Below are 24,767 nucleotides of genomic sequence, written 5' to 3'. Positions count from 1 at the left end.
CGTTAGTTCTGGGATGTGGTGGAAATTTGCTGGAGGGTGGCCGACAGCGGACGTTCCGTTTTCCACCAAACCTCGGCGTTCATGGTCATTTTGGGGCCGAGAGCAGACCGGCAGCTTCGGGCCGCGAATATTCACGAGCGGACATTCAGGTTGCTGTGGGCATCGTCGTGACTTTGCCGTCCTTCATCAGCCCATTTCGCTGCCCGATAGCCGACGTTAACCGTAACCAACGTTCCTGACCCAAACGCGACCTTGCGGAGCCGAGTTCTCTTCTTGAAAGCCGACATTGGCTGCGACCAGCACTCGTGACCCTTCTGCGACGTTCTCATTGGGGCCGACGAACGACCGGATCAAGCGGGAAATCGGCCATTGGCTCACCCGACTGGGATGCTTGGCAAACCCGTTTTCTAAGTCCGCCTGATAGACTTTTGAAATGGGCGTCAATACAATCCGTTGCCCTGCTTTCTGTGAAAGCAAATGCGAAATGTCCGAAGTACGCGCCCAACGCCGTCTTGCAGCCATCATGGCTGCCGACGTGGTGGGCTACAGTCGACTTCTGGACATGGACGAGCAAGGAACGTTGTCCGCGTTAAGGGGGCGGCGGAAGGAGATCCTTGAACCATTGGTCCGCGACCGCCAAGGCCGTGTCGTAAAAGTGATGGGTGATGGCGTTCTTGTCGAGTTCGCAAGCGCGGTGAACGCCGTGTCATGCGCCGTCGAGCTCCAGAAGCGGATGGCGGCCGCGAACGAAGGTTTGGCTGTCGGCCGGCAAATCAACCTGCATATCGGCATCAATCTGGGCGATGTCGTTGTCGAGGACGGCGATCTGTTCGGCGACGGCGTCGTTGTCGCCGTGCGACTTCAGGCAATGGCCGGGGCAGGAGATATCTGTGTCTCCGGCAGCGTTTATGACCAAGTCAAACGGAAGATGGATTGCGGCTTCGACGAACTTGGTCCGCAAGCGATAAAGAACGTCGCCGAACCGGTGTCCGTCTACCGGATTCGGTTGTCGGGCGCGTCGGAAGATGGCGGGCCGGCGGAGAAAGCGCCGCTCCCGCTTCCCGCCAAGCCCTCCATAGCCGTCCTTCCCTTTACGAACATGAGCAACGATCCGGAGCAGGAAGCTTTTGTCGACGGCCTCACCGAAGACCTGATCACGGACCTCTCGACGACGAGCGAGCTGTTCGTCATCGCCAGCAACTCGGCATTTGCATACAAGGGAAGGCACGTAGATGTGCGTCAAATCGCGCGCGAACTGGGAGTGCGCCATCTCCTTGAAGGTAGTGCACGGCGGGCCGCCGGACGGGTGCGTATCAACGCTCAACTGATCGACGCGATCTCGGGCGACCACCTTTGGGCCGAAAGATTCGACCGGAGCCTTGAAGACATATTCGCCGTCCAGGACGAGGTGACCGGCAAGATTGTCGAGGCCCTGGTGGGCCGCCTGATCGCCGCGCCAGTGCGCAACAGACCGAGCAATCTGGAGGCCTATGATCTCTGTGTGCGTGCGCGTGCCCTGGGCCTGCAAACGGCGATCACCGCGAAAGAAGCCATTTTCCTGCTGAATCGGGCAATCGCGCTCGATCCGGAATATGCGGAGGCGCACCGGTGGCTGGCACTCAATCTCTGGCTGGGCTGGGAGTTCTGGGACGAACCGATGGATCCCAACCGGGCGAGGGCGCTTGCCGAAGCACAGCAGGCGGTCGAACTCGATCCGAACGACGCCGGAAACCGATGGGTATTGGGCGTCATATTGGGCCATGAGGGTCGTTGGGCGGAATCGGATGCCGAATTCGACGCTGCCCACAAGCTGGATCCCAATCACGCCGACGCCTGGGCGATGCAGGCTGAACTGACGACAGAAAAGGGCCGGCCAGCCGAGGCCATAGAGCAGGTGCGCAGGGCGCTCCGGCTCAACCCTCACCCGCCCGGTTGGTATTACTGGATGCTGGGCCAGGCCCAATATGCCATCGGCGACTACGAATCCGCGGTTCAAACGCTGCGCAGGCCTGAAACTTATCGCGCGACTTCACGACGCCTGCTTGCGGCAAGCCTTGCGCAACTTGGCCGATTGGAGGAAGCGCGCTGGGAAGCAAAAATGTTCATGATAAGCAATCCGCACTTCACAATCCGGCATTGGTCGGCTTCGCAGCCTTTCCCGGCCGAGGACGTGCGGCGGCATATCGTGGAGGGCTATCGCCTGGCGGGGCTTCCGGAATGACTCGCGTTGGATATAGCCCAGGCCTGCTGTCGACAGGCGCCCCAAGGCTGCCGCAGCGGCAAACATTGGTCTTCTGCCGGAACGAAATTCGCCATATCGTGCGTTTGTTCCCATCGCTGTGTGCTTGACATGGCCAACGGAGACTTGCGGCATCGGATCGCGCGACGCGAGGATCTCGCGGCCATCACTGCGCTTATGGATGCGGCGATCGCCGAACTCCAAAAGCCCTTTCTTGACGACGCCCAGATCCGATCCAGCCGCGCAATCATGGGGCTGGACACGCAGCTTGTCGATGACGGCACCTATTTCGTCGTGGAACACGACGGCGTCCTGGCAGGTTGCGGGGGCTGGAGCCGGCGCGCGACCATGTATGGTGGGGATCAGTCGCCCGGGCGTAATTCGGCGCTGCTTGACCCCGCCAACGACGCGGCGCGGGTCAGAGCCATGTATACCCATCCGGCCTTTGTCAGACGCGGTGTCGGTCGTCTGATCCTTTCGCTTTGTGAAAACGCAGCCAAGGCCGAGGGCTTTGATCGTGTCGAGTTGGCAGCCACAATGGCAGGTGAGCCACTGTATCGAGCCTGCGGCTATCATCCCGCCGAGAAATTCGTCGATGACCGTGGCGGCGCTCCGGTGCCGATCCTGATGATGAGCAAGACGCTCTGAGCAGAGCTCAAAGGGGTCGCCCGCTGCTGGTAATTGCTCTCGTCCAGGTCAGAAGACGCTGGAGATTCAACCAAGCCATCTCGAACTACAACAATACTCCAAAGTTCGCCTGAACTTCCGCTCCCCGTTGAGTCGGACCTTCGTGGCGGTATTCGCGGGTGTCCGGAGATGGCGCACGTCGTCAGTTGATGCGTTCAGACTTCAGATTGCCTGACGAGTTCGGGAAGGTCCGGCCGGGGTGTGGAAACCTGCCCTCGAAATTGACCGCCGAAATGACTTGATTGCGCCTGTCTGCAGACATTCTGTGGTACGGCCGCGCACCGACTAGACCAAGCTAAAATCAGAAAAACTTCAGAACGACGTCGGTACAGGCCCCTTTCGCGGACACATAATGCGCTCGATCCGAGACGAAAAGCGTTGAGCGTGTACCAACATGATGCTGACCCTCACCCCTGAACTTGTAGCCAAGGCCCATCGCCACGTCGTCGATCCAGGATCGCGTTCAGGGACTGTCTATCTGCAGGACGAGGATTATGCGTGGTGGGTTGATCATATCCTTACAGGACGCGGGCAGAGCCGCGAATTCTTGGTGTTCGCCTACGGCTCCCTGATCTGGAAACCGGAATTTGCGGCCGTCGAGGAACGGATCGCACATACCTACGGCTGGCGTCGCGCGTTTGCGCTCAAAATCACTCGCTGGCGGGGCTCACCGGAACGTCCTGGCCTTATGCTGGCGCTCGATCGGGGTGGCGCGTGCAAAGGGATCGCCTTTCGCCTGCCGGAGGAGGGATTGACCAAGGCGTTGGGCAAGCTGTTGCGACGCGAGATGTCTGCAAAACCGCCGTCGAACGTGCCTTGCTGGATAGGGCTCGAGACCGCACAAGGTCCGGTCCGAGCGCTCGCATTCGTGGTCGATCGCAACGCGCGCGCCTATGCCGGCTCGCTCGAACTAGGACAGGTGGCTGACACTTTGGCGACCGCAGCCGGACACTGGGGTTCATGCGCCGAATATCTCTACAACACCATCACTCACCTCGGAGCCAGGGGCATCCGAGACCGGAAGCTCTGGCAGCTTCAGGCGTTGGTCGCCGAACGGCTGCAAGCAGAAAAACGGGCTTGAAAGGAACGCGAGATGCTTCATTCCCTCGAGCGCACAAACGAAATCCGGCAGGAACTTTTCGAGCTTCTCGCGAGCAGCGCGGCAACCTTTTGGTGCTGCCCGTCACAAGCCTCCATTACGGAGGGGCTGGAAGCTGCATTGACAGCCATTGACACCGACCATTCCTTGGAACGTCCGTCGGAGCCAAGCCGACCTCCCTTCTTGATGCGAATTGCAGGTCGTTGGCCTATAAAGGTTTGGCTTAGCCAATTCGGGAACACGGCTTTCAATGGCGACCGAAGCGTCAGCTCAAGCCTGTCGTCTGGGGAAGTTCAGCTTCGACCCCAGCAGCGGAGCGTTGTCTTACGACCGTGAGATCATCTTTCTGCGGCCGAAAGCCCAGGTCCTCCTTTCGCACTTGGTCCGAAATGCCGGCCGTGTGGTTTCGAAGTCGGAGCTTCTCGATGCAGTCTGGCCGGAAGTGACGGTCACCGAAGATTCGCTGACCCAGTGTGTCCGCGAGATCAGAAAGGCCCTCGGGGATGAAGCGCAGGCGCTGGTCCGCACTGTCTCCCGGCGAGGTTACATGCTGGCAGTCGCAAGTGAACCCGACCTGACAACAGACGCACCAGCAGTCGCCGTTCTCCGCTTCCACCATGGAACCGAGGATCCGACCGAAACCGCGATCTCCGACGGCATTGCTGAAGACATTCTCAATGGTTTGGGTCGATTCAGGGCCGTAACGGTGCTTGCACGGAGCACGAGTTTCGCGGCGAGCGGCGAAGCGGCCCAAGAGTGGAGGACGCTTGGCGAAAAGCTTGGTGCCGACTACTTCGTCGATGGCGATATCAAACGCTTGGGCGGCACTTTCGACGTCGGGGTTCGTCTGACAGAGGCCTCCCGTGGGGTTCAGCTTTGGAGTGACCGATATCTGGCACAAGATACCGAGATTTTCTCCGTCCAGAACGAGATCGCGCATCGCATCGTCAGCCGCCTCGTCTCGCGTCTGGAGGATGCCGGGCTGCAACGGATGTCGAGCAAGCCGACTGACAGTCTTGCCGCCTATGAATTGGTGCTTCGGGGTATTGCCGCGTTGCGCGGGTATCGGCCCCAAGACAATGAGGACGCTCGCCAGTTGTTCGAAGCAGCAATCGAAAAGGACCCGCATTACGGCGTTGCACAGTCCTATCTGGCGCTGTCGCAGGTCATCATCGGCGGGTACGCCATGGCATCCACGAAGGTGCTTGCCGGGGCGCTCGACCTCGCCCTCAAAGGTGTGACGCTGGCCCCCGAAGACCCGCGTTGTCACCGAATTCTAGCTATCGTTCGGCTGTATCTCAGGCAGCACGACGCCGCCGAACAGCACGTCAGACGCTCGCTCGACCTCAATCCTCATGACGCCGACACCGTTTGTCAAATGGGCTATCTGCTGACCATGCGCGGCAGGCCGCTTGATGGCCTGGCTTGGATAGACCGGGCGCTTCGCCTCAATCCCGTCCATCCGGACTGGTACCACTATGATCGGTCTGTGGCACTGTATTCAATCGGTGAATATCGGTCGGCGGCAACAGAACTTGAGAGATTGCCTCTGCTCGGTCCCGGTGCCCGCGTCCGACTCGCCGCCTGCTATGCTCAAATGGGAGAACTACAAATCGCCAAGCAGCATTTAGGCGCGGCCGCTGTGGCAGGGTTTTCCCCGTTGGATTACGTCAAGAATGGCATTGTCTTCGAGCACGCTGCCGATATCGAGCATCTTGTCGAAGGCGTGAGGAAGGCATCCGCACAGGCAGAATAGCGCCGCATGTCCTCGGCGGAGGGGATGACAGCTGTTCGCGATTTCCGGTCGTTTGACCGTAACTCCACTTGGGCGGCTTCGGGTTCGACACCGCCCGAAGCACGAACGGCAGCTTTGGAGAAGCGCTAGGAATGTCAAGAAATGGCGCAACGTCGACCTACAGCTTGCCGTGGTAACGTCTGCTTTTGGGCAGTGGCAAAGGCGCCTCGAACGGCCGAGATGGGGCGCTGAACGGCTGGGCCGAATACGGAGCGATGACGACCCGGCTTGACTCACGCGAGGTCGCCCTCTGTTAGATTTCAGTTCCCTCGGCCAGCGTCAGTGCATCCTCGACGTCGACGCCGAGATATCGGAATCGCCGAAACCCATTCATCGACCAGGCATACTGCCTGGTACTCAAATGGCCGGCATGGTCGACCCGACTGGGAAAGGCAAAATCGTCGACCGTGCCACCTCTACGTTCAAGCCATGCAAGGAGGCTTGTTCGGGCGTCTGCCATCAGTTCGAATTGAACTGGCCTCCCAGTCTTCTGTTGCACAACCATGGCCCGGGTCCGAATCTCAGCGCCACTCACTAACGTTCCGATCTTAAGCTTCACCAAGTCGCAACCACGCAACTTGCTATCGATCAAGGTCGAAAAGCGCTCTGTCCCGTGATCGACCTTCACGGTCGAGAAAGAACCGGATTTCCCAAATCTGACGAACCTTCAGAGGTCGTTTGACGCCTACTCTCTTGCCTGCATTCCAGGCGAGACGGCCTTGTCCGCCGAGATCATACTGCGAATGTCCCATATCGTTTCTCCTCTGGCCATTGTTTGGCCAGAGGAGAAACGTTCAGGAGAATGGGGCCGTGAGCAGACCGGCAGCTTCGGGCTGCGAGTCTTGAAGAGCGGACATTCAGCCGGTCGATATCATCGCTACCGGACCTTTGCCTCCAACTGGGCCGACGGCCTGCCCTGAGCTGCCGTCAACCGTGGCATGGAAGGTGATTGCGTTTTCCGCCCAGAGGTCCGGGATTCCTGTTCCGGCTTAGACTGCTCGGTGGATAACTGGTAAGTTCGAGCGCCACCGCGAGGAATTTCACTCCGCCGCGGCGCCGAGGTTGGAGCCATGCCGATTGTCTCCCAGGTTCTTCGTCCTCTTGGTGGGTTGACACTCGCCCTCTGGCTGGCGACAAACCCTGCCGCCAGCCAGGAAGGGGTCGTGCACTGGCGCATGAACAGTCTGCTTCACCCCAAGCTTTTCGGCGAAGCTGGCGAGCGTTTCGCCGAAACGGTGCGGCGGCTGTCGGACGGCGGCTTCATCATCGAGGTGCATGACCGGCTGGTGCTTGACCAGGACACCTTCGGCGCCCTGAACTCAGGCCTTGTCGACGCGGTTTGGGGCTCGGCAGGCCATCACCACCGCGAGGACCCTGCGCTGACCATCTTTACCGGCTTTCCCTTTGGTCCTGACCCGGCCGGCTTTACCGCCTGGATGAGAGGGGGCGGCGGGGCCGAGGCACTGGAGGCGATATACGCGCGCCACGAAATGAAGAGCCTCTATTGCGGTATTCTTCCCGCAGAAGGCGGAGGCTGGTTCCTTGCGCCAGTCGAGAGTTCCGCCGATCTGAAGGGGCTGACTATGCGCAGCTTCGGTTACGGCGCGCGGGTGCTGCAGAAGCTTGGGGTTGTCCCCTACGAACTTCCAGCCGAGGAGATCCGGCCGGCGCTGGAAGCTGGGCTGATCGATGCGGCCGAATTTTCGCTGCCGTCGATCGATGCCGAGCTCGGCATCGCCGATGTAGCTAAATACCTCTACTTCCCGGGCTGGCAGCAGCCGGTAACCTCCCTAGAAATTCTGATGCCGGAGAAGACCTGGGCCGCTCTCTCAGATCACCACAAGGCAGTTCTGGAGACTGCCTGCGGCGATACCCTGTCCTGGACCGCGGCCGAGGCAGCGGTTGAACAGGTCGCGGCCATCGCGGCTTTTCGCACCATGGGAGTCGAGCTGCATGCCTGGCCTGACGAAGTGCTTTCTGATCTGAGAAAGGCGTGGAACGAGGTCATCGCGGAGGAGACTGCCCGGGACCCGCTGCTCGCCGAAGCCTGGAAGAGTTATCTGCAATTTCGTGACGGGTATGGCGATTGGCAGGCGCGCGCCTACGCCAAGTAGCCGGGATCAGCCCGGCATACCAGCCAACCTGAGCCCCTCCAGCAGAATGGCGAGGCCGCTTTCGTCGGCTAGGCCATCGAAAGATTGCGCCACCCCCGCAACGGTCTGCTCGGGCCGGTGCCCAAGCGCGGCCGTGACGACCCTGGCCGCTTCTTCCAGCCGGCCGGCATGAGCAAGGCTCGCGGCGAAGAGCCATCCTGGCCACCACCGCGCGTGTGCGAAAGTTCCGGCACCATAGAGCGGGCCAAGTTCCTCTGCAGCTCGCGCCGGCTCTCCCGCCAGCAGGTAGCTCAGGCCAGCGACTTGACGGTGCCATTCGGGTGGTTTCGGACTTAGGCGCAGGGCCTGCTGGATTGTCAGGACCGCCTCGTCCGAACGCCCTGTCAGGACCAGCGCTTGGGCAAGAACAGCGAGGTTGTCGGCATCCTCAGGATCGATCGTCACCGCTGCTCGGGCATTCGCAAGTGCGTCGACTGGCGAGCGCATCTCCGGAAAGGGGGAGAGGAGCCGCATTTCGGCGAGAAGCCGGTGCGGCCGCGCACCGCCGCCAAGCGCGACTGCGCGCTCCACCATCTCGAGCGCCCGCCCCATTTCGCGGCGACCGCCTCCCCACGCAAGGTGCTGAACTTCCAGCCAGTAGGTCAATCCGAGGCTTGACCAAGCCGCTGCATGCCCGGCATCCTCGGCCACCACCGCCTCGAGAAGTTCCCGTGCCTGTTCGTTATCTCCGCGCCGCCGCCAGTCCCGCGCCTCCAGCAGCGCGTCCGCTTTCACGACGGCTTGATCTGCCAAATCGGGGGCGACTAGGCCGTCCCGCGGTTGTGTCCACCAGAGAATGGTCATCGCAACTATGAGAGCTGCACTGAGCCCGCTCGCCCACACCATCCAGTGCTTCCGACCCACCGGGGCCGACCCCTCTGCATCTGAATCCTGGCCCTCGAGCAGATATCCTCGCCTCGGCACCGTTCGCAGCAGGTTCGTCCCTTCCGGACCAAGTGCTCTGCGAATATCGCTGACGCACTGTGCAAGGGAGTCATCGGAGACGAACACGTCCGGCCAAGTCGCCTGAACAAGATCGTCCTTGCTGACCAGCTGTCCGCGCCGCTCCGCGAGCACCTCAAGGACCCGGTATGACTTCGGCCGCAGTAATCGGTCCATGCCGGCACCATCCTGAAGGCAGCCGCGCCTACGGTTCAGGACGAAATCGCCGAAGTGAATGCTGCGTGGGTAATCCATACCGGATCCCGGGGGTGCTACGGCCAGATTATAGCAGGATTTCGGGAATCTTTCAGGGAGCTTTCATGACCTTCTGCGCCGGCCGGCCCAGCCTCCGCTTGCTCACCACCCGAGGAGGCTCCCATGCGCAGATCAGTTTTAGTGCTCGCTGTCCTATGGCTTGCCGCGATGAATGCGGCCACCGCGGCCGAGCGGGTGGACACGCCGCCTGTCCTCCAGACAATAGGTATGTGGCTGGCAGCGAACTACGACCTGCCGTTGGCGGAACCTCCCGCCCTTGTCACGGCGCCCGCGATCGAACTCGTCACGATGCGTTATGGCGCCGGGGCAACGATCTCGTCGCCGGAGGTCGTTGCCGTCTATGATGGAGACGTCAATACCATCTTTCTTGCCGCAGGCTGGACGGGCCGCACCCCGGCCGAATTGTCGGTTCTGGTGCACGAGATGGTTCACCACCTCCAGGCCGCCGCCGAGATGCGCTTCGCCTGTCCGGGGGAGCGCGAGGCGCTCGCCTATCGTGCCCAGGAGGCTTGGCTTCGGCTGTTCGGTACGGACCTCAAAAGGACTTTTAACATCGACCCTGCGACACTGCTTGTCGCCACGGTATGCACTCATTAGGCCGCCGAAAACGAAGAGCGAAAGCTCCTTCATTGGACGCAAGTGGCCAGGCCGCCTGCGGCAAAAAAGAGGAAGCGGATATTAGCCTGCAAGGCCCCGCGTCACATGAGGCGCATACCGGTCCAGCAGCTTGGGGGCCGACAACGGCCCGTCTGCAGTCGGGCGAGCTTATCGGAAAGCCGTCGTTCAGCAGCCGACCTCATCCCAGACATTCAGATACGGGTGAGCGCTCCCAAGAAACGAATCTGCGAGGGGCTGACCAAGGCAGCAGATGGAGCCAAACCGGGTGTTCGAGGTTCAGGGGCCATCCCACCTGTTTGGCCATAGGCTTAAGGGGAGGAAGGCGGTTATTTCCCCGGATGCGTGAAGATGGAGAGTTTCCATTGAGCGCGATTACCGGATCGATGGCTTGCTTCGGCAGACATGGCTTGCGCAGGATGCTATGCGTGTGATGAACAATAAGCGGGGGCCTCGGGGGGTATTGTGCGAATCGCTCGCGTTCATATCGAGAATTTTCGGGGGATTAAGCAGGCCGATGTCCATTTTTCTGGAACATCTGTCCTGCTTGGTGACAATAATACGGGAAAATCAACAGTATTCGAGGCAATAGAACTCGCCATTGGTCCCGACCGATTGGCGCGTACGCAAGCCATCGACGAGCACGACTATTATGGCGGTGACTATCTGCCTGTGGAAGGAGCGCCGCCAAAGCACATCGTCGTTGAAGTTGTCATCGCGGACCTCGATGAGCAGCACTGCACAAAGTTCCGCAACAATCTCGAGTTCTGGCGGCAGGCCGATCGCTCGCTCCTCGGGCCCGGCCAGGGCGCAAACCTGGGTCAGCCAGGGATCGAACCCGCGGTCCGTGTCCGCTTCGAAGGGGCCTACGACCCCGAGAATGATGATTTCACCGCCAAGACATGGTTCGCGGTGCCGCGGCACGAGGACGGCGCGCCCATCAACGAGTGCCGATCCAGCGACAAACGTGAGTTCGGGTTTCTTCACCTTCGCGCACTGCGAACCGGAAATCGTGCGCTATCTGACCGTCTTCTTGGGTCAGTGTCAGGTCGGGCATTTCCGGTCCCGTGACCGATCTAGTCGACGGACTCAGCGAACTGATAACGACGCTGATCGATTTGGGCCCGGAAGGGGAAGAAGCCATCGCCAAGTACAGCCGCAGACGGCAGTCCCGAAGCGCAGCACACAGTTTAGACGGATTGAGCTTCGCCCCACACGGGTTCCGCCAATACCTCGAACGGATTGCTGCAGGGGAAGCCACACTGGAGGACTTGCACGGCATTCGGATACGGTTGGATTCCACCGCAGAGTCAGTTGAGTTCCATCTCGACCATCTTAGCGCCTATCGCGAAAAGCTGCGGGAAGCGCGAGGCATGGCAGCTGCCGAAAAACTCGACACGATTATGTATGATCGATTGGGCAAGGACCGGCTGCGACGAATGCTCTTCGAGCTTGCCCGAACTCACGACAACACAGACCCGAGATCAGATGCGACAGTAGCTCGGGCGAAGGAAATATTGGCTGCCATGAAGTACCTGAATGCTCAAATCGCCGAGCTCCACGACATGATCTTGGATCCGACCCAGCAGGCAGATTGATACCCTTGTCACGCACCAAGTTCAGAACCCTCATGGACTGCCTCACAAAGCGATGACGAGCTGCGCCAAGGCCGCATCAGTTTGATTGCTCGATAGACGCCGGGAACAATGACGGGCGTTGTCGTCGCCAATGACTGCTTTCGAGATGGCACAAAGAGGAATCCAACGGCCTAAATTAGGCGCATTGGGACCAACAGCGGTGGGCCGTATGCGACCGGAAGCTTCAGGACAAAAAGACCTGCTAGGCGGATAGTTCGCATGCCGCCGTGTCCGGCTTATAGCGGACATTCGGCAATTTGGCAGCGAATGACCACATTGTGACAATCTTGCCGAAGACGAACGTCTAACCTAAACCCTCATCCCAGGACATCAACCAAATTGGAGCCACTGTTTGGGACCGGGCGTAGTTGCGACGTTTGCCCTATCCGGACGTGTGAGCAAATGCCGTGGGCAACCGTGATGCGCGCATTTTTTCGTTCGGTTGCTGCGACGATCGTGATGTCCGGCCTGGCAGGTTGCACGAGCATTTCCTACTATGCACAATCCTTGAAGGGTCACGTGGAGATCATGGCGGCGCGCCAGGATGTCGAAGAGCTGATCGACGATCCTTCGATCCCTGGGACATTGCGCGCTCGAATGGAATCGGCGAGCGCCATCCGACAGTTTGCGATAGATGAACTAGCGCTGCCGGACAACGATAGCTACCGCAGCTATGTCAACGTTGGTCGGGACGCGGTGACATGGGCCATCTTCGCCGCGCCGGAATTCTCGCTGACGCCACGAACATGGTGCTTTCCGGTGTTCGGATGCGTTCCGTACCGAGGATACTTCTCCAAAAGGTCTGCGATTGAAACCGCTGTCGAACTTCAGAGACAGGGCCTGGACGTCTATGTGACCGGCATCACTGCATATTCCACGCTTGGCTGGTCAAGTGACCCGCTGCTAAGCACGATGCTCAGCCAAGATGAAACGTATCTTGCAGGGCTAGTTTTCCACGAGCTGGCCCACCAACGCGTCTATGTGAAGGACGATTCCGCATTCAACGAGGCGTTCGCTGTCGCCGTCGAAACAACCGGCGTGAGAAAATGGCTGCGCGCGGCTGGTGATACCGCCGAGTTGCGCCGTTACAAAGCCGACCGGAGGCGCAGAGCTCAATTTCTTGCGCTGGTGTCGCAGACCCGGGACGAGCTAAGCCATGTCTATGACGGCAGCGCTACCTCTGAGCAGAAGCGGGCCGCGAAGATGGCCGCGATCGAACGGCTGCGGATGCGCTACCGAGAGATGCGCGACAGTCGCTGGCGTGGATACCGGGGATACGATGTCTGGTTCAATGCTCCGATTAACAACGCGAAGCTCGCGGCGACTTCCGTCTACGGCGATCAGGTGGCGACGTTTCTCCGCTTGCTCGATTTGTGTTCGGGCGACTATCCACGGTTCTTCGCGTCGGTTCGACGGATCGGAGCGTTAGACAAGGCTTACCGCGCTGAAGCGCTCAAAGCGGCAGATTCATGCGATCGAGCCGGTCAAATCCGTAGGCCAGAGGCGGCGAATCGGTCACCGATGTACTCGGCAGCCGGCGCAGGTGATTGAATTGACCATTTGGCGGCCGATTTCCCACATACTTTGACGTCGGGCGGGTCGGAAGCCAAAAGTCGGGCTACAGAAGGTAGAAGCCAAAAGCGGACTTGCCTGAGCCCCCCGGCGGATCCTGGACCACAATGGTTGCCGGCGGGCCGTGGCGCCTCAGCGTGCGCCCTACGAGGCCGAAAACCTCACGCTCACGCCGCGCTGCCGAAAATAAGCCTGCATCAGCTTGCGGCCCGAACGGTTGTTCTGCGCCAGCCTGGTCGGATCGAACACCGCCTGTTTTATCCCTTCTCGTGTCATCGCCGCCTTAAGCGTCGCGATATGCGCGTCGATGTCGGCATTGTCCGCCCGGAGGGAGGCATAGATACTTTCGGTCGCCTCGGCCACGGTCGGTTCGCTCACAGGTGTCGTCCTTTGGTTGGTTGAGCGGCGGCTTACCACAGATTCGCGGCTCCGCCGATACCGATGAGACGGCTAGATGGGCGGCAACAGTGTCCCTTGGGACTTAAAAGGGATGCCAATGACGGGCGCCGGCGGCTAACGCGCCATAAGGATCGGCATCGACGGGTCTTCAAGCATCGAGACGGTGACGCCACCGAAGATGCGCTCGCGCAACCGGGAATGACCGTAAGCGCCCATCACCATCAGGTCGGCGGCGATGTCGAGCGCGTGCCGGCGAAGCACGTCGACGACTGAATGGTCCAGGCTGGGCAGCCGGTCGACTGTGACATTCACGCCATGCCGCGCGAGATAGGCGGCGGCGTCGGCTCCGGGTTCGGCCCCGTGGCGGTACTCGTCCTCCACCGGATCGACCATGACGAGGTGCACCTCATCGGCGCCTGGCAGCAGGCCGAGGGATTCGCGGACGGCACGCGATGCCAGACGGGCGTCCCATGCAATCAGCACGCGTTTCGGCTTCAGGGTCGGCTGCGCCCCCGCGGGGATTAGCAGCAAGGGCTTTCCCGAAGAAAACAATGCGCCTTCGATCGCTTTGCTTTTCAGCGTTTCGTTGGCGAGCAGCTCCGGTCCAATCACCGTAATGTCGGCATAGCGGGCACGGCGGCCGATGGTGTCGTCGGCCCAGCCGGCTTCCGGATATTCGCTGGAGACATCGGCCGAAAGCACGCTGCCGGCGAGAAAAGCCGACAGGTCAGCAGTCCGCTTCTTCAACAGATCCTCGACGGCCCGACGCTCGTCGAGCCAGGCTTCTGAAACGACCGCGGCATACTCCCCGACTGGTGGCGGCGCAGCTACGGCAACGACCAGAACAGCAAGATAGGCGCCGATCTCGTTGCACAGGTCGGCGGCAGGCTTGAGATCACCGTCTCCCTCGTGCGGTCCCGTAACGGCAAGTATCGTCCTGAAAGCCATGGCTGCTGCTCCCGATTTTGCCCCAAAGCCCAATCGTCGTTGCAACAACAGCGAGACGGCTCGGCGCGCTGCTAGCGCTGAGTCAAGAACGCCGCCGGTCATCATTTGATCCGTATCAACATGCCCACGTGCCGACGCCAACAGGTTTCAGGCCGCTGGAGGACGCCAAGAATACGCCCCGAACACCGGAGCAGCAGCATCACGGAACGCATTCGTGACCTGGCTGGTTATATCCAGGCGCTGTGGCAGCAAGGGCCTGATGGCGTGGAATTTCAGCGACCACGCTCGCTGGCTTCCCCAGGTTGGGTACAAAACAAAGAGGCATCCGATGATCGTCGAGGATCAGCAATCCGTGGCCGCGATGTTGATGGACCCTGCCGCATATGGCGAGAGCGGACCGGTCGAGGCGATCGAGACCCATATCTCGCGGATATTCCTGGTTGGCCAGCGCGCCTACAAGATCAAGCGAGCGGTCAAGCTGCCCTATGTCGACTTCTCGACCCCGGCGCTGCGGCTCGCCGCTTGCGAGAAGGAGGTCGATCTCAACTCCAGGACTGCCCCCGGCCTCTATCTGGGGGTGCGGCGCGTCACCCGCGAGGCCGGCGGCGAGCTGGCCTTCGACGGAAGCGGCAAACTGGTCGATGCGGCGATCGAAATGGTCCGCTTCGATCAGTCGAAGCTGCTCGACGGAATGGCAGTCGGTGGCGAACTGACGCCTGCGCTGATGACGGATGTCGCGCGCATGATCGTGCGCTATCATCGCGGCGCGCCGAAGGTCCACAACGGCAGCGGATCCTCGAACCTGGCAGGCGTGCTCGCCATCAACGAAGCCGGCTTTGCCACCAGCCATGTTTTCGAGCAAGCCGAGATAAAGCCATTCACCGGGATGTTTCGCACCGCCCTCGCCCGTCATTGCGAGTTGCTCGACCGGCGGGAGGCGGCAGGCAGGATCCGGCGATGCCACGGCGACCTGCATCTGCGCAACATCTGTCTCTTCGACGGAGAGCCCCGCCTCTTCGATTGCATCGAATTCAACGACCAGATCGCCAGCATCGACGTGCTTTACGACCTGGCTTTCCTGCTGATAGACCTCTGGCATCGCGGCTTTCCGGAACTCGCCAACCTGGTGATGAACCGCTATCTCGACGAAGCAGACGACGAGGACGGCTTCATCCTCCTGCCTTTTTTCATGGCAGTGCGGGCTGCGGTGCGCGCGCATGTCACCGCAACCCAGATCGAGGAAGGCGGTGACATGCCCGGCGGCCTGCTTGCCGAGGCCAGATCCTATTTCGAGCTTGCCCGAACACTTCTCGAGGAAAAGCCGCCTCGGCTGATCGCCATCGGCGGCTTGAGCGGTTCCGGCAAGACGGCCGTTGCCGAGGCACTCGCCGCACATGTTGGCGCGCCGCCCGGCGCACGCATTGTCGAAAGCGACCGCATCCGCAAAGCCCTGCATGGGGTGCCGGCCGAAACGAAGCTGCCGGACCGAGCTTATCGACCTGATGTGTCGGACCGCGTCTACCGCGAAATGGCATGGCGCGCCGACTTGATCCTTGCCGAAGGCGGTTCGGTGGTCGCCGATGCCGTCTTTGACCGGCCGGCCGATCGCGACCGCATCGAGAAGGCGGCAAACGGCAGAGACGTTGCTTTCGCCGGATTCTGGCTGGAGGCGGATCCGCTCGTTCTTTGGCAGCGGGTGAGCGAGCGCAGTGGCGGTCCTTCTGACGCCACAGTCGATATCTTGTCGCGGCAATTGCAGCGAAAGGCTACCCCGTCCAACTGGCGCAAGGTCGACGCCGATCGAAAGCTCGCCGATATCGCCGCAGAATTGGCCAAGGTTTCGGACGCGGCCGCTTTTGCGCAGAATCCTCCACTCAAGACCGCATCGTGACGGCGACGATCGACGCGCACAAAGGGGTAAATGGGCATGACGCAGGAAAAACTGGTAGTTTGCGGCAAATGCGGCGGGGTCAATCGCCTGCCGCCGGCAGGCGATGCCGGGGACGCGAAATGCGGAAAGTGCGGCTCCAGGCTGTTCTCGGGTCACCCGGCAGACGTCGATGCACAGAGTTTCGATCGCCAGGTCACGCGAAGCAGCCTCCCCGTCGTCGTCGACATCTGGGCACCATGGTGCGGTCCGTGCAAGATGATGGCGCCGGCCTATGAAGCGGCAGCCAACGAACTGGAGCCGCATGTTCGCCTGATCAAGCTCAATTCCGACAATGAGCAGGCCGTTGCAGCCAGGCTCGGCATCCGCGGCATCCCGACCATGATCCTCTTCCATGGCGGACAGGAGGTTGCGCGCACATCCGGCGCAATGACGGCGGGACAGATCGTCAGGTGGGTCCGCGATCACCTGCCGGCTGCAGCCTGAAAGCTGCCACTGCGTGGATTTCACTGATTGCCGTGCCCAGCACGACGGGCGATCTGATGGCCGACGCTGAACACAGAAGCCATATGATGACCTTAAGAAGTTCGAGACATCGAACGACGAATTTTCATATGATGACCTCGCTTTTGGCCCGCACTGGGAGTATGGATCCTCAGATCCGGCAAAGTTGGGAGGACCCATGCAGCAGGCCGAACATCGAACGTCCCGGCGGTCGTTCGTCTCTCAGGTTGCCGACGCCCTGCGCGGCCAGATCGACGCGGGCTTTTATGCGCCTGGCGACAAATTGCCGACAGAACCCGCGCTGATCGACCGGTTCGGGTTCAGCCGCACCGTGGTCCGGGAGGCCATCGCCGCGCTTCGTGCCGATGGGTTGGTGGAATCGCGGCAAGGCGCCGGCGTCTTCGTTCTCGGCCCGAAACCCGTCGACGAGGGATTGAAGCTGTTCACCGACGAAACGAACAAGATCTCGGACATCATCGAAGAGCTCGAGCTGCGCATCGGCATCGAAGTCGAGGCAGCCGGCCTTGCCGCCGCCCGCAGCTCACCGGCGCAAGAGGCCGAAATCGAGGCCCAGGTCGAAAGGTTCGCCGACCTCATGGCGCAAGGGCAACCCACGGACGATGCCGACTTCCAGTTCCACATGGCGATTGCCGCCGCAACCAACAACGCCAGGTTCAAGGCCTTCCTCGAACATGTCGGTCGGCGGATGATCCCGCGGGTGAAGTTCAAGACGATGATGGGCGGCGTCGACCCCTTGCCCAATCGCGACCATCCGATTCTGCAGGAGCACAGGGAAATCGCCGATGCGATCCTCGCCCGCGACCCGGAAAAGGCGCGTGAGGCGATGCGCCGCCATTTGATGACCGGGATAAAGCGCTATCGCGCCCTGACCGTCCGGCGCCCGACAAATCAGGACAACACCGGCGGTTGACTCGTCTGGATACTCATCATATGAATTCAGATGCATCATATTAATTTGTGGGATGAGTTCGTTTGTCGCCAGATGAAATCAAGTCGCGGGTCGCTTCAGGGCTGCTGTCGTTTCCGGTCACGCATTTCAACGAGGATTTCAGCCTCAATCTCGAAAGCTATCGCGCGCATGTCGAATGGCTGTCGGGGTTCGGTGCCGCTGCCCTGTTCGCGGCCGGCGGCACCGGTGAATTCTTCTCGCTGTCGCCGGAAGAGGTCGCCGACGTTACCCGCGCGGCCAAGGATGCCTCGGGAGACGTGCCGATCATCGCCGGCTGCGGCTACGGCACGGCGCTCGCCACGGAAATCGCCCGCCGCGCCGAGGCTGCGGGAGCCGACGGTCTCCTGCTTCTGCCTCACTATCTGATGGAGGCCTCGCAAGAGGGGATTTTTCGGCATGTCAAGGCCGTGTGCCAGTCCACCGGCCTCGGCGTCATCATCTACAACCGTGCGAACTCGGTCGCCAGTGCCGACACCGTTGCCCGCCTTGCTGACGCGTGCCCAAACCTAATCGGGTTCAAGGACGGCACAGGCAAGGTCGATCTTGTCCGCCACGTCACCGCAAAGCTTGGCGATCGGCTCTGCTACATCGGTGGCATGCCCACGCATGAGCTGTTCGCCGAGGGCTTCAACGGCGCCGGCGTGACGACTTATTCCTCCGCGGTCTTCAACTTCGTGCCGGAATTGGCCCAGCGCTTCTACAGGGCGATGCGGACAGGTGATCGCAATGTGATGGAAGAAATCCTGCACGGCTTCTTCTTCCCGTTCGCGGCTCTGCGCGATCGCGAGCAAGGTTATCCGGTGTCGATCATCAAGGCCGGCGTCGAACTCATCGGACGGACACCCGGCCCGCTTCGGCCGCCGCTGACCGATCTGAAGCCGCAGGAGAAAGACGTGCTGCGCGGACTGATCGAGAAGATCGCCGCCTAGCCGCCGCGAGATCGGCAAATCGTCGGCCGAACGGGATGAGGAGGATCGTCTCGTGCGACAGCCAAAACGGAAGATCCCAAATGGAAGATCAAGGGAGGAGTGACATGAACAGAAGCATCCATACGATTGCAGCTGTCGTTTTGATGACCGCTGCCGCGCCATCGGCCGTCGCACAGGAAGCGGCGCAGGAGATCCGTATCGTCCTGCCGGAGCAGCCGGCCAATCTGGAGCCCTGCGGCACCATCATCACCAATGTCGGCCAGATACTCAGCCAAAACGTGGTTGAATCGTTGACCGTCATCGATCCGAACAGCGGACAGCCCCAGCCGAAACTGGCGACGGAGTGGACCAGCGTGGACCCGACCACCTGGCGGATCAAGCTGCGCGAGGGCGTCAAATTCCAGGACGGAACCGAACTCAATGCGGATGCGGTCGTCTTCTCCATCAACCGGATGATCAGCGGCAAGCTTACCTGCAGCAACATTGCGAAATTCGGCGATGCCAAACTGACGCTGACGCCGGTCGACAAGCTGACCGTCGAAATAAAGTCGGACAGGCCCGAGCCCATCATGCCGACGCTGTTGAGCGTGGTCATGATCGTCTCGCCGAAGACGCCGGTCGACCAGGCGGTGAACGATCCGGTCGGCACCGGCCCGTTCACGCTGTCGACCTTTTCCCCGCAGACCGTGGTGCTGGACGCGTTCGACGGCTATTGGGGCAACAAGCCGCAGATCACCAAGGCAACCTATGTCTGGCGACCCGAATCCTCGATTCGAGCCGCCATGGTGGAGACCGGGGAAGCCGACCTGACACCGTCGATTGCCATCCAGGACGCCAGCAATCCGGAGACGGATTTCGCCTACCTGAACTCCGAAACCACTGCCATCCGCATCGATGCCGCCGAGCCGCCGCTCGACGACCTGCGCGTGCGCAAGGCGCTCAACCTGGCGATCGACTGGGAAGGCCTTGCGCAGCTGTTCGGCGACGACGTCAAGCGTGCGTCGCAGATGGTCGTCTCCGGGATCAACGGCCATGACGATGCGCTCGAGCCCTGGCCGTACGATCCGGAAGAGGCGAAAAAGCTCATCGAAGAGGCGCGCGCGGCTGGTGTCGCAGTCGACACCGAGATCAAGCTCATCGGGCGAAACGGCATCTATCCGAACGGCGCCGAAGCGATGGAGGCGATGATGACGATGTGGCAGGACGCCGGCCTCAACGTCAAGCTTACCATGCTCGATGTCGCCGACTGGCTGCGCTATCTGCAAAAGCCGTTCCCGGCGGAGCGCGGCCCCAATCTCCTGCAGATGATGCATGACAACAACAAGGGCGATGCGGCCTTCACGGTGCCGATCTTCTATCGATCGAGTGGCAGCTACTCGACCTTGGCCGATCCGGCATTCGACAAGCAGATAGACGAGGCACTGGCGGCGACCGGCGAAGCCCGCACCAACAGCTTCAAGGCGATTTTCGGCAAGGCCCGCAACGAAGTGGTGGCGGACATCCCGATGTTCCACATGATCGGCTACACCCGGGTTGGCACCAGGCTGGAATGGAAGCCCGATATCACCACCAACAGCGAAATACCGCTGGCCAATATCGCCATCAAAGACTGAGCGATACGGGGGCGCCAGGCGGTCGTCGCCCTGCGCCCCCGACCCGTTGCCTCCGTCGATATCCGCCGAAGGGCATCCGAAATGATAACCTATCTTGGACGCCGGGCGTCGCACAGCATCCTATCGGTCATCGGTCTTTTGACCTTGGTTTTTTTCCTGACACGGCTCACCGGCGATCCTTCCGCCTTGTACCTGCCTCTGGACTCGACTGCGGAAGCTCGGGCCGCGTTCGCGCGGTTGAACGGCCTCGATCAGCCGATCCATTGGCAGTTTCTGGGATATCTGCGCGATCTGCTGCAGCTGGATTTCGGTGAATCGCTGCGCCAGAACCGCTCGGCGATGCAGGTCGCGCTCGAGGCGTTCCCGGAAACGCTGAAGCTGGCCGTCGTCGCGATCACGCTGTCGACCGCCTTGGCAATCCTTGTCGGCTCTCTGGCGGCCGCGCGGCCGGGCAGCATCTTCGACCGTATCGCCAGCCTCGTCTCGCTGGCCGGCGCAAGTGCGCCGGATTTCTGGGTCGCCATCGTCGGCATCCTTGTCTTCGCCGTGGGGCTCGGGCTTTTGCCGACATCGGGCACCGGCACCTGGGTCCACTGGATCATGCCGACCTTCGTGCTGATGCTTCGCCCTTTCGGTCTCCTGGTGCAGGTCGTGCGCGGAACCATGCTGTCGGCGCTTGCCTCTCCATACATCAAGACCGCAAGGGCCAAGGGCCTGCCGCGGCAGAAGATCATCTTCGGGCATGCGCTTCGCAACTCGCTGCTGCCGGTCGTCACGGTCGCCGGCGACCTGGCGACCAGCCTTGTCAACGGCGCCGTCGTCGTGGAGTCGATATTCGGCTGGCCCGGCATCGGCAAGCTGATGATCGATTCGATCATCCAGCGCGACTTTGCCGTCGTCCAGTCGACCATTCTGGTGACGGCAACCGCCATCTTCATCCTCAACATCGCGATCGACCTGCTCTACGCGGTTCTCGATCCGCGCATCCGGTACTGAGCCATGACGATCATCACCCCCGACATCAAGCCGGCGGCCGTTCCAGGCAGCGGCCGCGTGATTTTTGCCTATTTGAAGCGCGACAGGCTTGCGCTCGCCGCTGCTATTTTCCTGGCGATCGTCGTCATCGCGGCGGTCCTCGGCCCGTGGCTGGTGGGCGACGCCGCATCGCGGCTCGGGCTGCGCCAGCGCAACCTCGCCCCGTTCTCGCTGGCCAGTGGCTGGATCTACGTCCTTGGCGCCGACACCCTCGGCCGGCCCATCCTGGCCAGGCTGATTGTCGGCGCGCAGAACACGTTCGGCATTGCCGCGGCGGCGGTGTTCGCGTCGATGCTGGTCGGTGGGACACTGGGCCTGATCGCGGGCTATTCGGAGCGCTGGTACAGCCATCTCATCCTGCGACTGGCCGATGTCGTCATGAGCTTTCCCTCGCTGCTGCTGGCGCTCATCGTGCTCTACACGCTGGGTCCGAGCATCACCAACCTGGTGATCGTTCTCGCCGTCACGCGCATGCCGATCTACCTCAGAACGGCGCGTGCGGAAGTGCTGGAGCTGCGCGAGCGCATGTTCGTCAGCGCGGCGCGAGCCATGGGTGCAAAGCCGGCCCGGATCATGATCCGGCACATCGCCCCCCTTGTCCTGCCGACATTGGTGACAATTTCAGCCATTGATTTCGCGACAGTCATTTTGTCGGAATCGGCGCTGAGTTTCCTTGGCCTCGGCATTCAGCCACCCGACTTCACCTGGGGCGCAATGGTCGCAAACGGCCGCGGCTATCTCGCCACCGCCTGGTGGATCGCATTCTGGCCGGGCCTTGCAATCATGCTGACGACGCTGTCGCTCAACATCCTCTCGAACTGGGCGCGCACCGTTGCCGATCCGCAGCAACGCTGGCGCCTTCAGACATTGCGAAAAGCTGCCCGATGAGCAACGCGACCATTCTCAAGGTCGAGTGTCTGACCGTCGATTTTCTTTCGAACGATGAACCGATACGCGCCGTCGACGATGTCTCTTTCCGCGTCAGCCGTGGCGAGACGCTGGTGATCCTCGGCGAAAGCGGTTCGGGTAAGAGCGTCAGCACCAGCACGGTGATGGATCTCATCGACTGTCCGCCAGGCGACATCGTGGCCGGCTCCTGCCTCTTCGATGGCGTCGAACTGTCAGGCCTCGGTGCCGAGGCGCGCCGAAGCATCAACGGCCGCAGGATAGCGATGATCTTTCAGGATCCGCTCGCCTATTTGAACCCGGTCTACACGGTGGGGCGCCAGATCGAGGAGGTCTATGAGAGCCACGGCGCAGAGAGCGGCAAGGGCGCACGCGCCAAGACGATAGAACTGCTTCGGCGCGTCGGCATTCCAGAGCCGCAAAACCGCGTCGACTTCTATCCGCATCAGTTCTCGGGCGGACAGCGCCAGCGCGTGATGATTGCCATGGCGATCGCGTTGAAACCGGACATCCTGATCGCCGATGAGCCGACGACCGCTCTGGACGTCAGCGTGCAAGCGCAGATCCTCGATCTGCTGCGCGATCTCCAGCGCGAAACCGGCATGGCGTTGATCATGATCACCCATGACCTCGAAGTCGCCGCGTCCATGGCGGACCGGATTATCGTCATGAACGGCGGCAAGGTCGTCGAGACGGGCATCGCCAGGGAGGTCTTCAGCAATCCGCAGCACGCCTATACCCGCCGCCTCATCGCCGCCCTGCCCCACGGTAACGCAGCGGAGGCGCCCAACAAGCGTTCGACGGTGATCGCCGGCGAGACGCTGCTCAAGGTGGAACATCTCACCAAACACTATGAGCTTGCTTCCGGAGCTTTTAGCAGCAAGCGGACGTTCAAGGCGGTGGACGACATAAGCTTCGAGGTCAGGAGAGGAGAAACGCTCGGCATCGTCGGCGAGTCCGGGTCCGGCAAATCGAGCGTCGCGCGCATGCTGTTGGGGCTGAACGCGCCAAGCGCCGGCAAGGCGGTCTTTGCCGGTGAGAACATCTTCGACATGAATGGGAAGCGCCTCATGCCGTTTCGGCGCAAGGTCCAGATGGTCTTCCAGGACCCATACGGATCGATGAATCCGCGCATGCGCGTTTATTCGATCATTTCCGAACCCTGGGTGATCCACCGCGATATCCTGCCGAAGGACAAGTGGAAGGCTCGAGTGGCAGAGCTCCTGGAATTGGTTGGGCTTTTGCCGGAGCACGCCGAGCGCTACCCGCACCAGTTTTCCGGCGGCCAGCGACAGCGCATCGCCATTGCGCGCGCGCTTGCCAGCGAGCCGGAACTGATCGTCTGCGACGAGGCGGTTTCGGCGCTCGACGTCTCTATCCAGGCGCAGGTGATCGACCTTCTGGCCGACCTCAGGACGAGGCTCGGCCTCTCCTACATTTTCATCACACACGACTTGCCGATCGTGCGCCATTTTGCCGACCGGATCATGGTCATGAAAGACGGACGGATTGTCGAGGAAGGCCAAACCGCGGCGCTGTTCGGGGCGCCTCGCCACGACTATACGCAAAGCCTGCTGCAGGCTGTGCCGCAGCCCAAATGGCTAACGCAGGCTCAATAGTTCGTCCGCGCGCGCCCAGCAAGTGTTGCCGATTGATGGGCCGAATGCGCTTGACAAAATGGCGATCGCCCGCTCAATTTGACCCATTCACCAGGGGGGTCCCGGCAAGGGGCTGAGATACTGCTGGCTTTCGCGGCGCAGTGACCCGTTGAACCTGATCCAGTTCATACTGGCGTAGGGACGGTGCAAGCGCTTTGCGGGAGTCCATGCCCGAAAACCTGTAAGCAGGCAGGCAGAAGCGTCTTTTCATCCTTCCGGCACAGAACTGGGTCTCCAATGCATGAGCAAAGGAGCCTCAAAATGAATGCCATTTCCCCCGCCGTGTCGACGGGACCGCTGCCCGCCTCAAGGAAAATCCACAAACCCGGCCTGATTCACCCGCAGATCAGGGTGCCGATGCGGGAAATCGCCGTCCATCCGACGGCAGGCGAACCGCCTGTCACCGTTTACGATCCGTCCGGCCCCTATACGGACCCGACTGTCGAAACCAGCATCGAAAAGGGCCTCGCCAGGTTTCGCAATGAATGGGTGACGGTGCGCGGCGACGTCGAATTCCACGATGCCCGCAGTGTCAGGCCGGAGGACAACGGCTTTGCGTCAGGTGAGCGCCTGACGCCGGAATTTCCCGTGCGCCACCGGCCGCTAAAGGCAAAAACGGGCCAAGCGGTGACGCAGCTTGCCTATGCGCGCGCCGGGATCATCACCCCCGAAATGGAGTTCGTCGCCATTCGCGAGAATCTCGGCCGCGAGAGCTTACGCGGCGGGATGCAGCGCGACGGCAACCCTTTCGGCGCGGCGATCCCGGACTTCGTCACGCCGGAATTCGTGCGCGACGAGATAGCGCGCGGACGGGCTATCATTCCCGCCAACATCAACCATCCGGAGAGCGAGCCGATGATCATCGGCCGCAATTTCCTGGTCAAGATCAATGCCAATATCGG

The 24,767-nt window shown here is 61.3% G+C and carries 21 protein-coding genes, 1 pseudogene and 1 riboswitch; of the genes and pseudogenes, 18 read left to right on the top strand and 4 right to left on the bottom strand.

Annotation, left to right across the window (positions count from 1 at the left end; translation table 11 throughout):
• Nucleotides 1-484 precede the first annotated feature (484 nt).
• The 4 genes from AC0L3D_RS18260 (at nucleotide 485) to AC0L3D_RS18245 (ending at nucleotide 5,781) form a co-directional block, all read left to right on the top strand.
• Nucleotides 485-2,221, top strand: a complete 1,737-nt coding sequence (locus tag AC0L3D_RS18260) for an adenylate/guanylate cyclase domain-containing protein (protein ID WP_473645338.1) — start codon at nucleotides 485-487, stop codon at nucleotides 2,219-2,221.
• Between the two features lie 195 nt (nucleotides 2,222-2,416).
• Nucleotides 2,417-2,887, top strand: coding sequence for a GNAT family N-acetyltransferase (locus AC0L3D_RS18255; RefSeq protein WP_287173954.1), 471 nt, complete (start codon nucleotides 2,417-2,419; stop codon nucleotides 2,885-2,887).
• 433 nt (nucleotides 2,888-3,320) lie between these two features.
• A complete protein-coding gene (locus tag AC0L3D_RS18250) occupies nucleotides 3,321-4,007 on the top strand; it encodes a gamma-glutamylcyclotransferase (RefSeq protein ID WP_473645335.1) in 687 nt (228 codons plus the stop codon).
• Nucleotides 4,008-4,275: 268 nt separating this feature from the next.
• Entirely contained in the window at nucleotides 4,276-5,781 is a 1,506-nt protein-coding gene (locus tag AC0L3D_RS18245) for a winged helix-turn-helix domain-containing tetratricopeptide repeat protein (RefSeq protein WP_287173958.1), read from the top strand.
• 385 nt (nucleotides 5,782-6,166) lie between these two features.
• On the opposite strand, the pseudogene AC0L3D_RS18240 reads toward AC0L3D_RS18245, so the two are convergent.
• Nucleotides 6,167-6,572, bottom strand: a pseudogene (locus tag AC0L3D_RS18240) (site-specific integrase); the annotation flags it as partial.
• Nucleotides 6,573-6,890: 318 nt separating this feature from the next.
• Here AC0L3D_RS18240 and AC0L3D_RS18235 point away from each other — a divergent pair.
• A complete protein-coding gene (locus tag AC0L3D_RS18235; RefSeq protein WP_473645332.1) occupies nucleotides 6,891-7,934 on the top strand; it encodes a TRAP transporter substrate-binding protein in 1,044 nt (347 codons plus the stop codon).
• Nucleotides 7,935-7,940: 6 nt separating this feature from the next.
• On the opposite strand, the gene AC0L3D_RS18230 is transcribed toward AC0L3D_RS18235, so the two are convergent.
• Nucleotides 7,941-9,092, bottom strand: a complete 1,152-nt coding sequence (locus AC0L3D_RS18230) for a winged helix-turn-helix domain-containing protein (RefSeq protein ID WP_473645331.1) — start codon at nucleotides 9,090-9,092, stop codon at nucleotides 7,941-7,943.
• Nucleotides 9,093-9,293: 201 nt separating this feature from the next.
• On the opposite strand from AC0L3D_RS18230, the gene AC0L3D_RS18225 reads away from it, so the two are divergent.
• The 4 genes from AC0L3D_RS18225 to AC0L3D_RS18210 all read left to right on the top strand — a co-directional run bounded on the left by AC0L3D_RS18225 (nucleotide 9,294) and on the right by AC0L3D_RS18210 (nucleotide 12,994).
• Nucleotides 9,294-9,788 carry a DUF6647 family protein gene (locus AC0L3D_RS18225; RefSeq protein WP_473645329.1) on the top strand — a complete coding sequence of 165 codons (495 nt, stop codon included), beginning with the start codon at nucleotides 9,294-9,296 and terminating at the stop codon, nucleotides 9,786-9,788.
• Nucleotides 9,789-10,271: 483 nt separating this feature from the next.
• The gene (locus tag AC0L3D_RS18220; protein WP_287173966.1) at nucleotides 10,272-10,877 is read left to right on the top strand and encodes an ATP-dependent nuclease; all 606 of its coding nucleotides are present in this window, start codon (nucleotides 10,272-10,274) and stop codon (nucleotides 10,875-10,877) included.
• Nucleotides 10,874-11,404, top strand: coding sequence for a hypothetical protein (locus tag AC0L3D_RS18215; protein ID WP_473645327.1), 531 nt, complete (start codon nucleotides 10,874-10,876; stop codon nucleotides 11,402-11,404). Before AC0L3D_RS18220 ends, AC0L3D_RS18215 begins: the two co-directional genes overlap by 4 nt.
• A 441-nt stretch (nucleotides 11,405-11,845) precedes the next feature.
• Nucleotides 11,846-12,994, top strand: a complete 1,149-nt coding sequence (locus tag AC0L3D_RS18210) for an aminopeptidase (protein WP_473645325.1) — start codon at nucleotides 11,846-11,848, stop codon at nucleotides 12,992-12,994.
• 165 nt (nucleotides 12,995-13,159) lie between these two features.
• On the opposite strand, the gene AC0L3D_RS18205 is transcribed toward AC0L3D_RS18210, so the two are convergent.
• The gene (locus tag AC0L3D_RS18205) at nucleotides 13,160-13,393 is read right to left on the bottom strand and encodes a hypothetical protein (RefSeq protein WP_023801385.1); all 234 of its coding nucleotides are present in this window, start codon (nucleotides 13,391-13,393) and stop codon (nucleotides 13,160-13,162) included.
• A gap of 135 nt (nucleotides 13,394-13,528) precedes the next feature.
• Nucleotides 13,529-14,362: a universal stress protein gene (locus AC0L3D_RS18200; RefSeq protein ID WP_473645323.1), complete on the bottom strand. Its 834-nt coding sequence runs from the start codon at nucleotides 14,360-14,362 to the stop codon at nucleotides 13,529-13,531.
• A 328-nt stretch (nucleotides 14,363-14,690) separates the two neighbouring features.
• Here AC0L3D_RS18200 and AC0L3D_RS18195 point away from each other — a divergent pair, with 328 nt between their 5' ends.
• The 9 genes from AC0L3D_RS18195 to AC0L3D_RS18155 all read left to right on the top strand — a co-directional run.
• Nucleotides 14,691-16,253: a bifunctional aminoglycoside phosphotransferase/ATP-binding protein gene (locus AC0L3D_RS18195; RefSeq protein WP_473645322.1), complete on the top strand. Its 1,563-nt coding sequence runs from the start codon at nucleotides 14,691-14,693 to the stop codon at nucleotides 16,251-16,253.
• A gap of 36 nt (nucleotides 16,254-16,289) precedes the next feature.
• Nucleotides 16,290-16,736 (top strand): thioredoxin TrxC, encoded by a 447-nt coding sequence (gene trxC, locus AC0L3D_RS18190; RefSeq protein WP_287140446.1) that lies wholly within the window; start codon nucleotides 16,290-16,292, stop codon nucleotides 16,734-16,736.
• A 196-nt stretch (nucleotides 16,737-16,932) separates the two neighbouring features.
• Nucleotides 16,933-17,685, top strand: a complete 753-nt coding sequence (locus AC0L3D_RS18185) for a FadR/GntR family transcriptional regulator (RefSeq protein ID WP_473645319.1) — start codon at nucleotides 16,933-16,935, stop codon at nucleotides 17,683-17,685.
• A 62-nt stretch (nucleotides 17,686-17,747) separates the two neighbouring features.
• A complete protein-coding gene (gene kdgD / locus AC0L3D_RS18180; protein ID WP_287174527.1) occupies nucleotides 17,748-18,653 on the top strand; it encodes a 5-dehydro-4-deoxyglucarate dehydratase in 906 nt (301 codons plus the stop codon).
• Between the two features lie 104 nt (nucleotides 18,654-18,757).
• The gene (locus AC0L3D_RS18175) at nucleotides 18,758-20,266 is read left to right on the top strand and encodes an ABC transporter substrate-binding protein (protein WP_287174525.1); all 1,509 of its coding nucleotides are present in this window, start codon (nucleotides 18,758-18,760) and stop codon (nucleotides 20,264-20,266) included.
• 81 nt (nucleotides 20,267-20,347) lie between these two features.
• Nucleotides 20,348-21,262: an ABC transporter permease gene (locus AC0L3D_RS18170; RefSeq protein ID WP_023801378.1), complete on the top strand. Its 915-nt coding sequence runs from the start codon at nucleotides 20,348-20,350 to the stop codon at nucleotides 21,260-21,262.
• Between the two features lie 3 nt (nucleotides 21,263-21,265).
• The gene (locus AC0L3D_RS18165; RefSeq protein WP_287174522.1) at nucleotides 21,266-22,189 is read left to right on the top strand and encodes an ABC transporter permease; all 924 of its coding nucleotides are present in this window, start codon (nucleotides 21,266-21,268) and stop codon (nucleotides 22,187-22,189) included.
• Nucleotides 22,186-23,826, top strand: a complete 1,641-nt coding sequence (locus AC0L3D_RS18160) for an ABC transporter ATP-binding protein (RefSeq protein ID WP_473645316.1) — start codon at nucleotides 22,186-22,188, stop codon at nucleotides 23,824-23,826. Before AC0L3D_RS18165 ends, AC0L3D_RS18160 begins: the two co-directional genes overlap by 4 nt.
• An 82-nt stretch (nucleotides 23,827-23,908) precedes the next feature.
• A riboswitch (TPP riboswitch) is annotated at nucleotides 23,909-24,025 on the top strand.
• 101 nt (nucleotides 24,026-24,126) lie between these two features.
• The coding region (locus AC0L3D_RS18155) for a phosphomethylpyrimidine synthase ThiC (RefSeq protein WP_473645314.1) at nucleotides 24,127-24,767 on the top strand (641 nt) is incomplete at its 3' end.

The organism is Mesorhizobium sp. WSM4837 (assembly GCF_055811435.1).
This window is presented reverse-complemented; position numbering and strand designations above follow the sequence as displayed.

Bases quoted from the DNA above. Each gene is read 5' to 3' on its own strand.
- AC0L3D_RS18260 (WP_473645338.1), top strand. From the start codon at position 485: ATGTCCGAAGTACGCGCCCAACGCCGTCTTGCAGCCATCATGGCTGCC.
- AC0L3D_RS18255 (WP_287173954.1), top strand. From the start codon at position 2,417: ATGGATGCGGCGATCGCCGAACTCCAAAAGCCCTTTCTTGACGACGCC.
- AC0L3D_RS18250 (WP_473645335.1), top strand. From the start codon at position 3,321: ATGATGCTGACCCTCACCCCTGAACTTGTAGCCAAGGCCCATCGCCAC.
- AC0L3D_RS18245 (WP_287173958.1), top strand. From the start codon at position 4,276: ATGGCGACCGAAGCGTCAGCTCAAGCCTGTCGTCTGGGGAAGTTCAGC.
- AC0L3D_RS18235 (WP_473645332.1), top strand. From the start codon at position 6,891: ATGCCGATTGTCTCCCAGGTTCTTCGTCCTCTTGGTGGGTTGACACTC.
- AC0L3D_RS18230 (WP_473645331.1), bottom strand. From the start codon at position 9,092: ATGGACCGATTACTGCGGCCGAAGTCATACCGGGTCCTTGAGGTGCTC.
- AC0L3D_RS18225 (WP_473645329.1), top strand. From the start codon at position 9,294: ATGCGCAGATCAGTTTTAGTGCTCGCTGTCCTATGGCTTGCCGCGATG.
- AC0L3D_RS18210 (WP_473645325.1), top strand. From the start codon at position 11,846: ATGCCGTGGGCAACCGTGATGCGCGCATTTTTTCGTTCGGTTGCTGCG.
- AC0L3D_RS18200 (WP_473645323.1), bottom strand. From the start codon at position 14,362: ATGGCTTTCAGGACGATACTTGCCGTTACGGGACCGCACGAGGGAGAC.
- AC0L3D_RS18195 (WP_473645322.1), top strand. From the start codon at position 14,691: ATGATCGTCGAGGATCAGCAATCCGTGGCCGCGATGTTGATGGACCCT.
- trxC (WP_287140446.1), top strand. From the start codon at position 16,290: ATGACGCAGGAAAAACTGGTAGTTTGCGGCAAATGCGGCGGGGTCAAT.
- AC0L3D_RS18185 (WP_473645319.1), top strand. From the start codon at position 16,933: ATGCAGCAGGCCGAACATCGAACGTCCCGGCGGTCGTTCGTCTCTCAG.
- AC0L3D_RS18175 (WP_287174525.1), top strand. From the start codon at position 18,758: ATGAACAGAAGCATCCATACGATTGCAGCTGTCGTTTTGATGACCGCT.
- AC0L3D_RS18170 (WP_023801378.1), top strand. From the start codon at position 20,348: ATGATAACCTATCTTGGACGCCGGGCGTCGCACAGCATCCTATCGGTC.
- AC0L3D_RS18165 (WP_287174522.1), top strand. From the start codon at position 21,266: ATGACGATCATCACCCCCGACATCAAGCCGGCGGCCGTTCCAGGCAGC.
- AC0L3D_RS18160 (WP_473645316.1), top strand. From the start codon at position 22,186: ATGAGCAACGCGACCATTCTCAAGGTCGAGTGTCTGACCGTCGATTTT.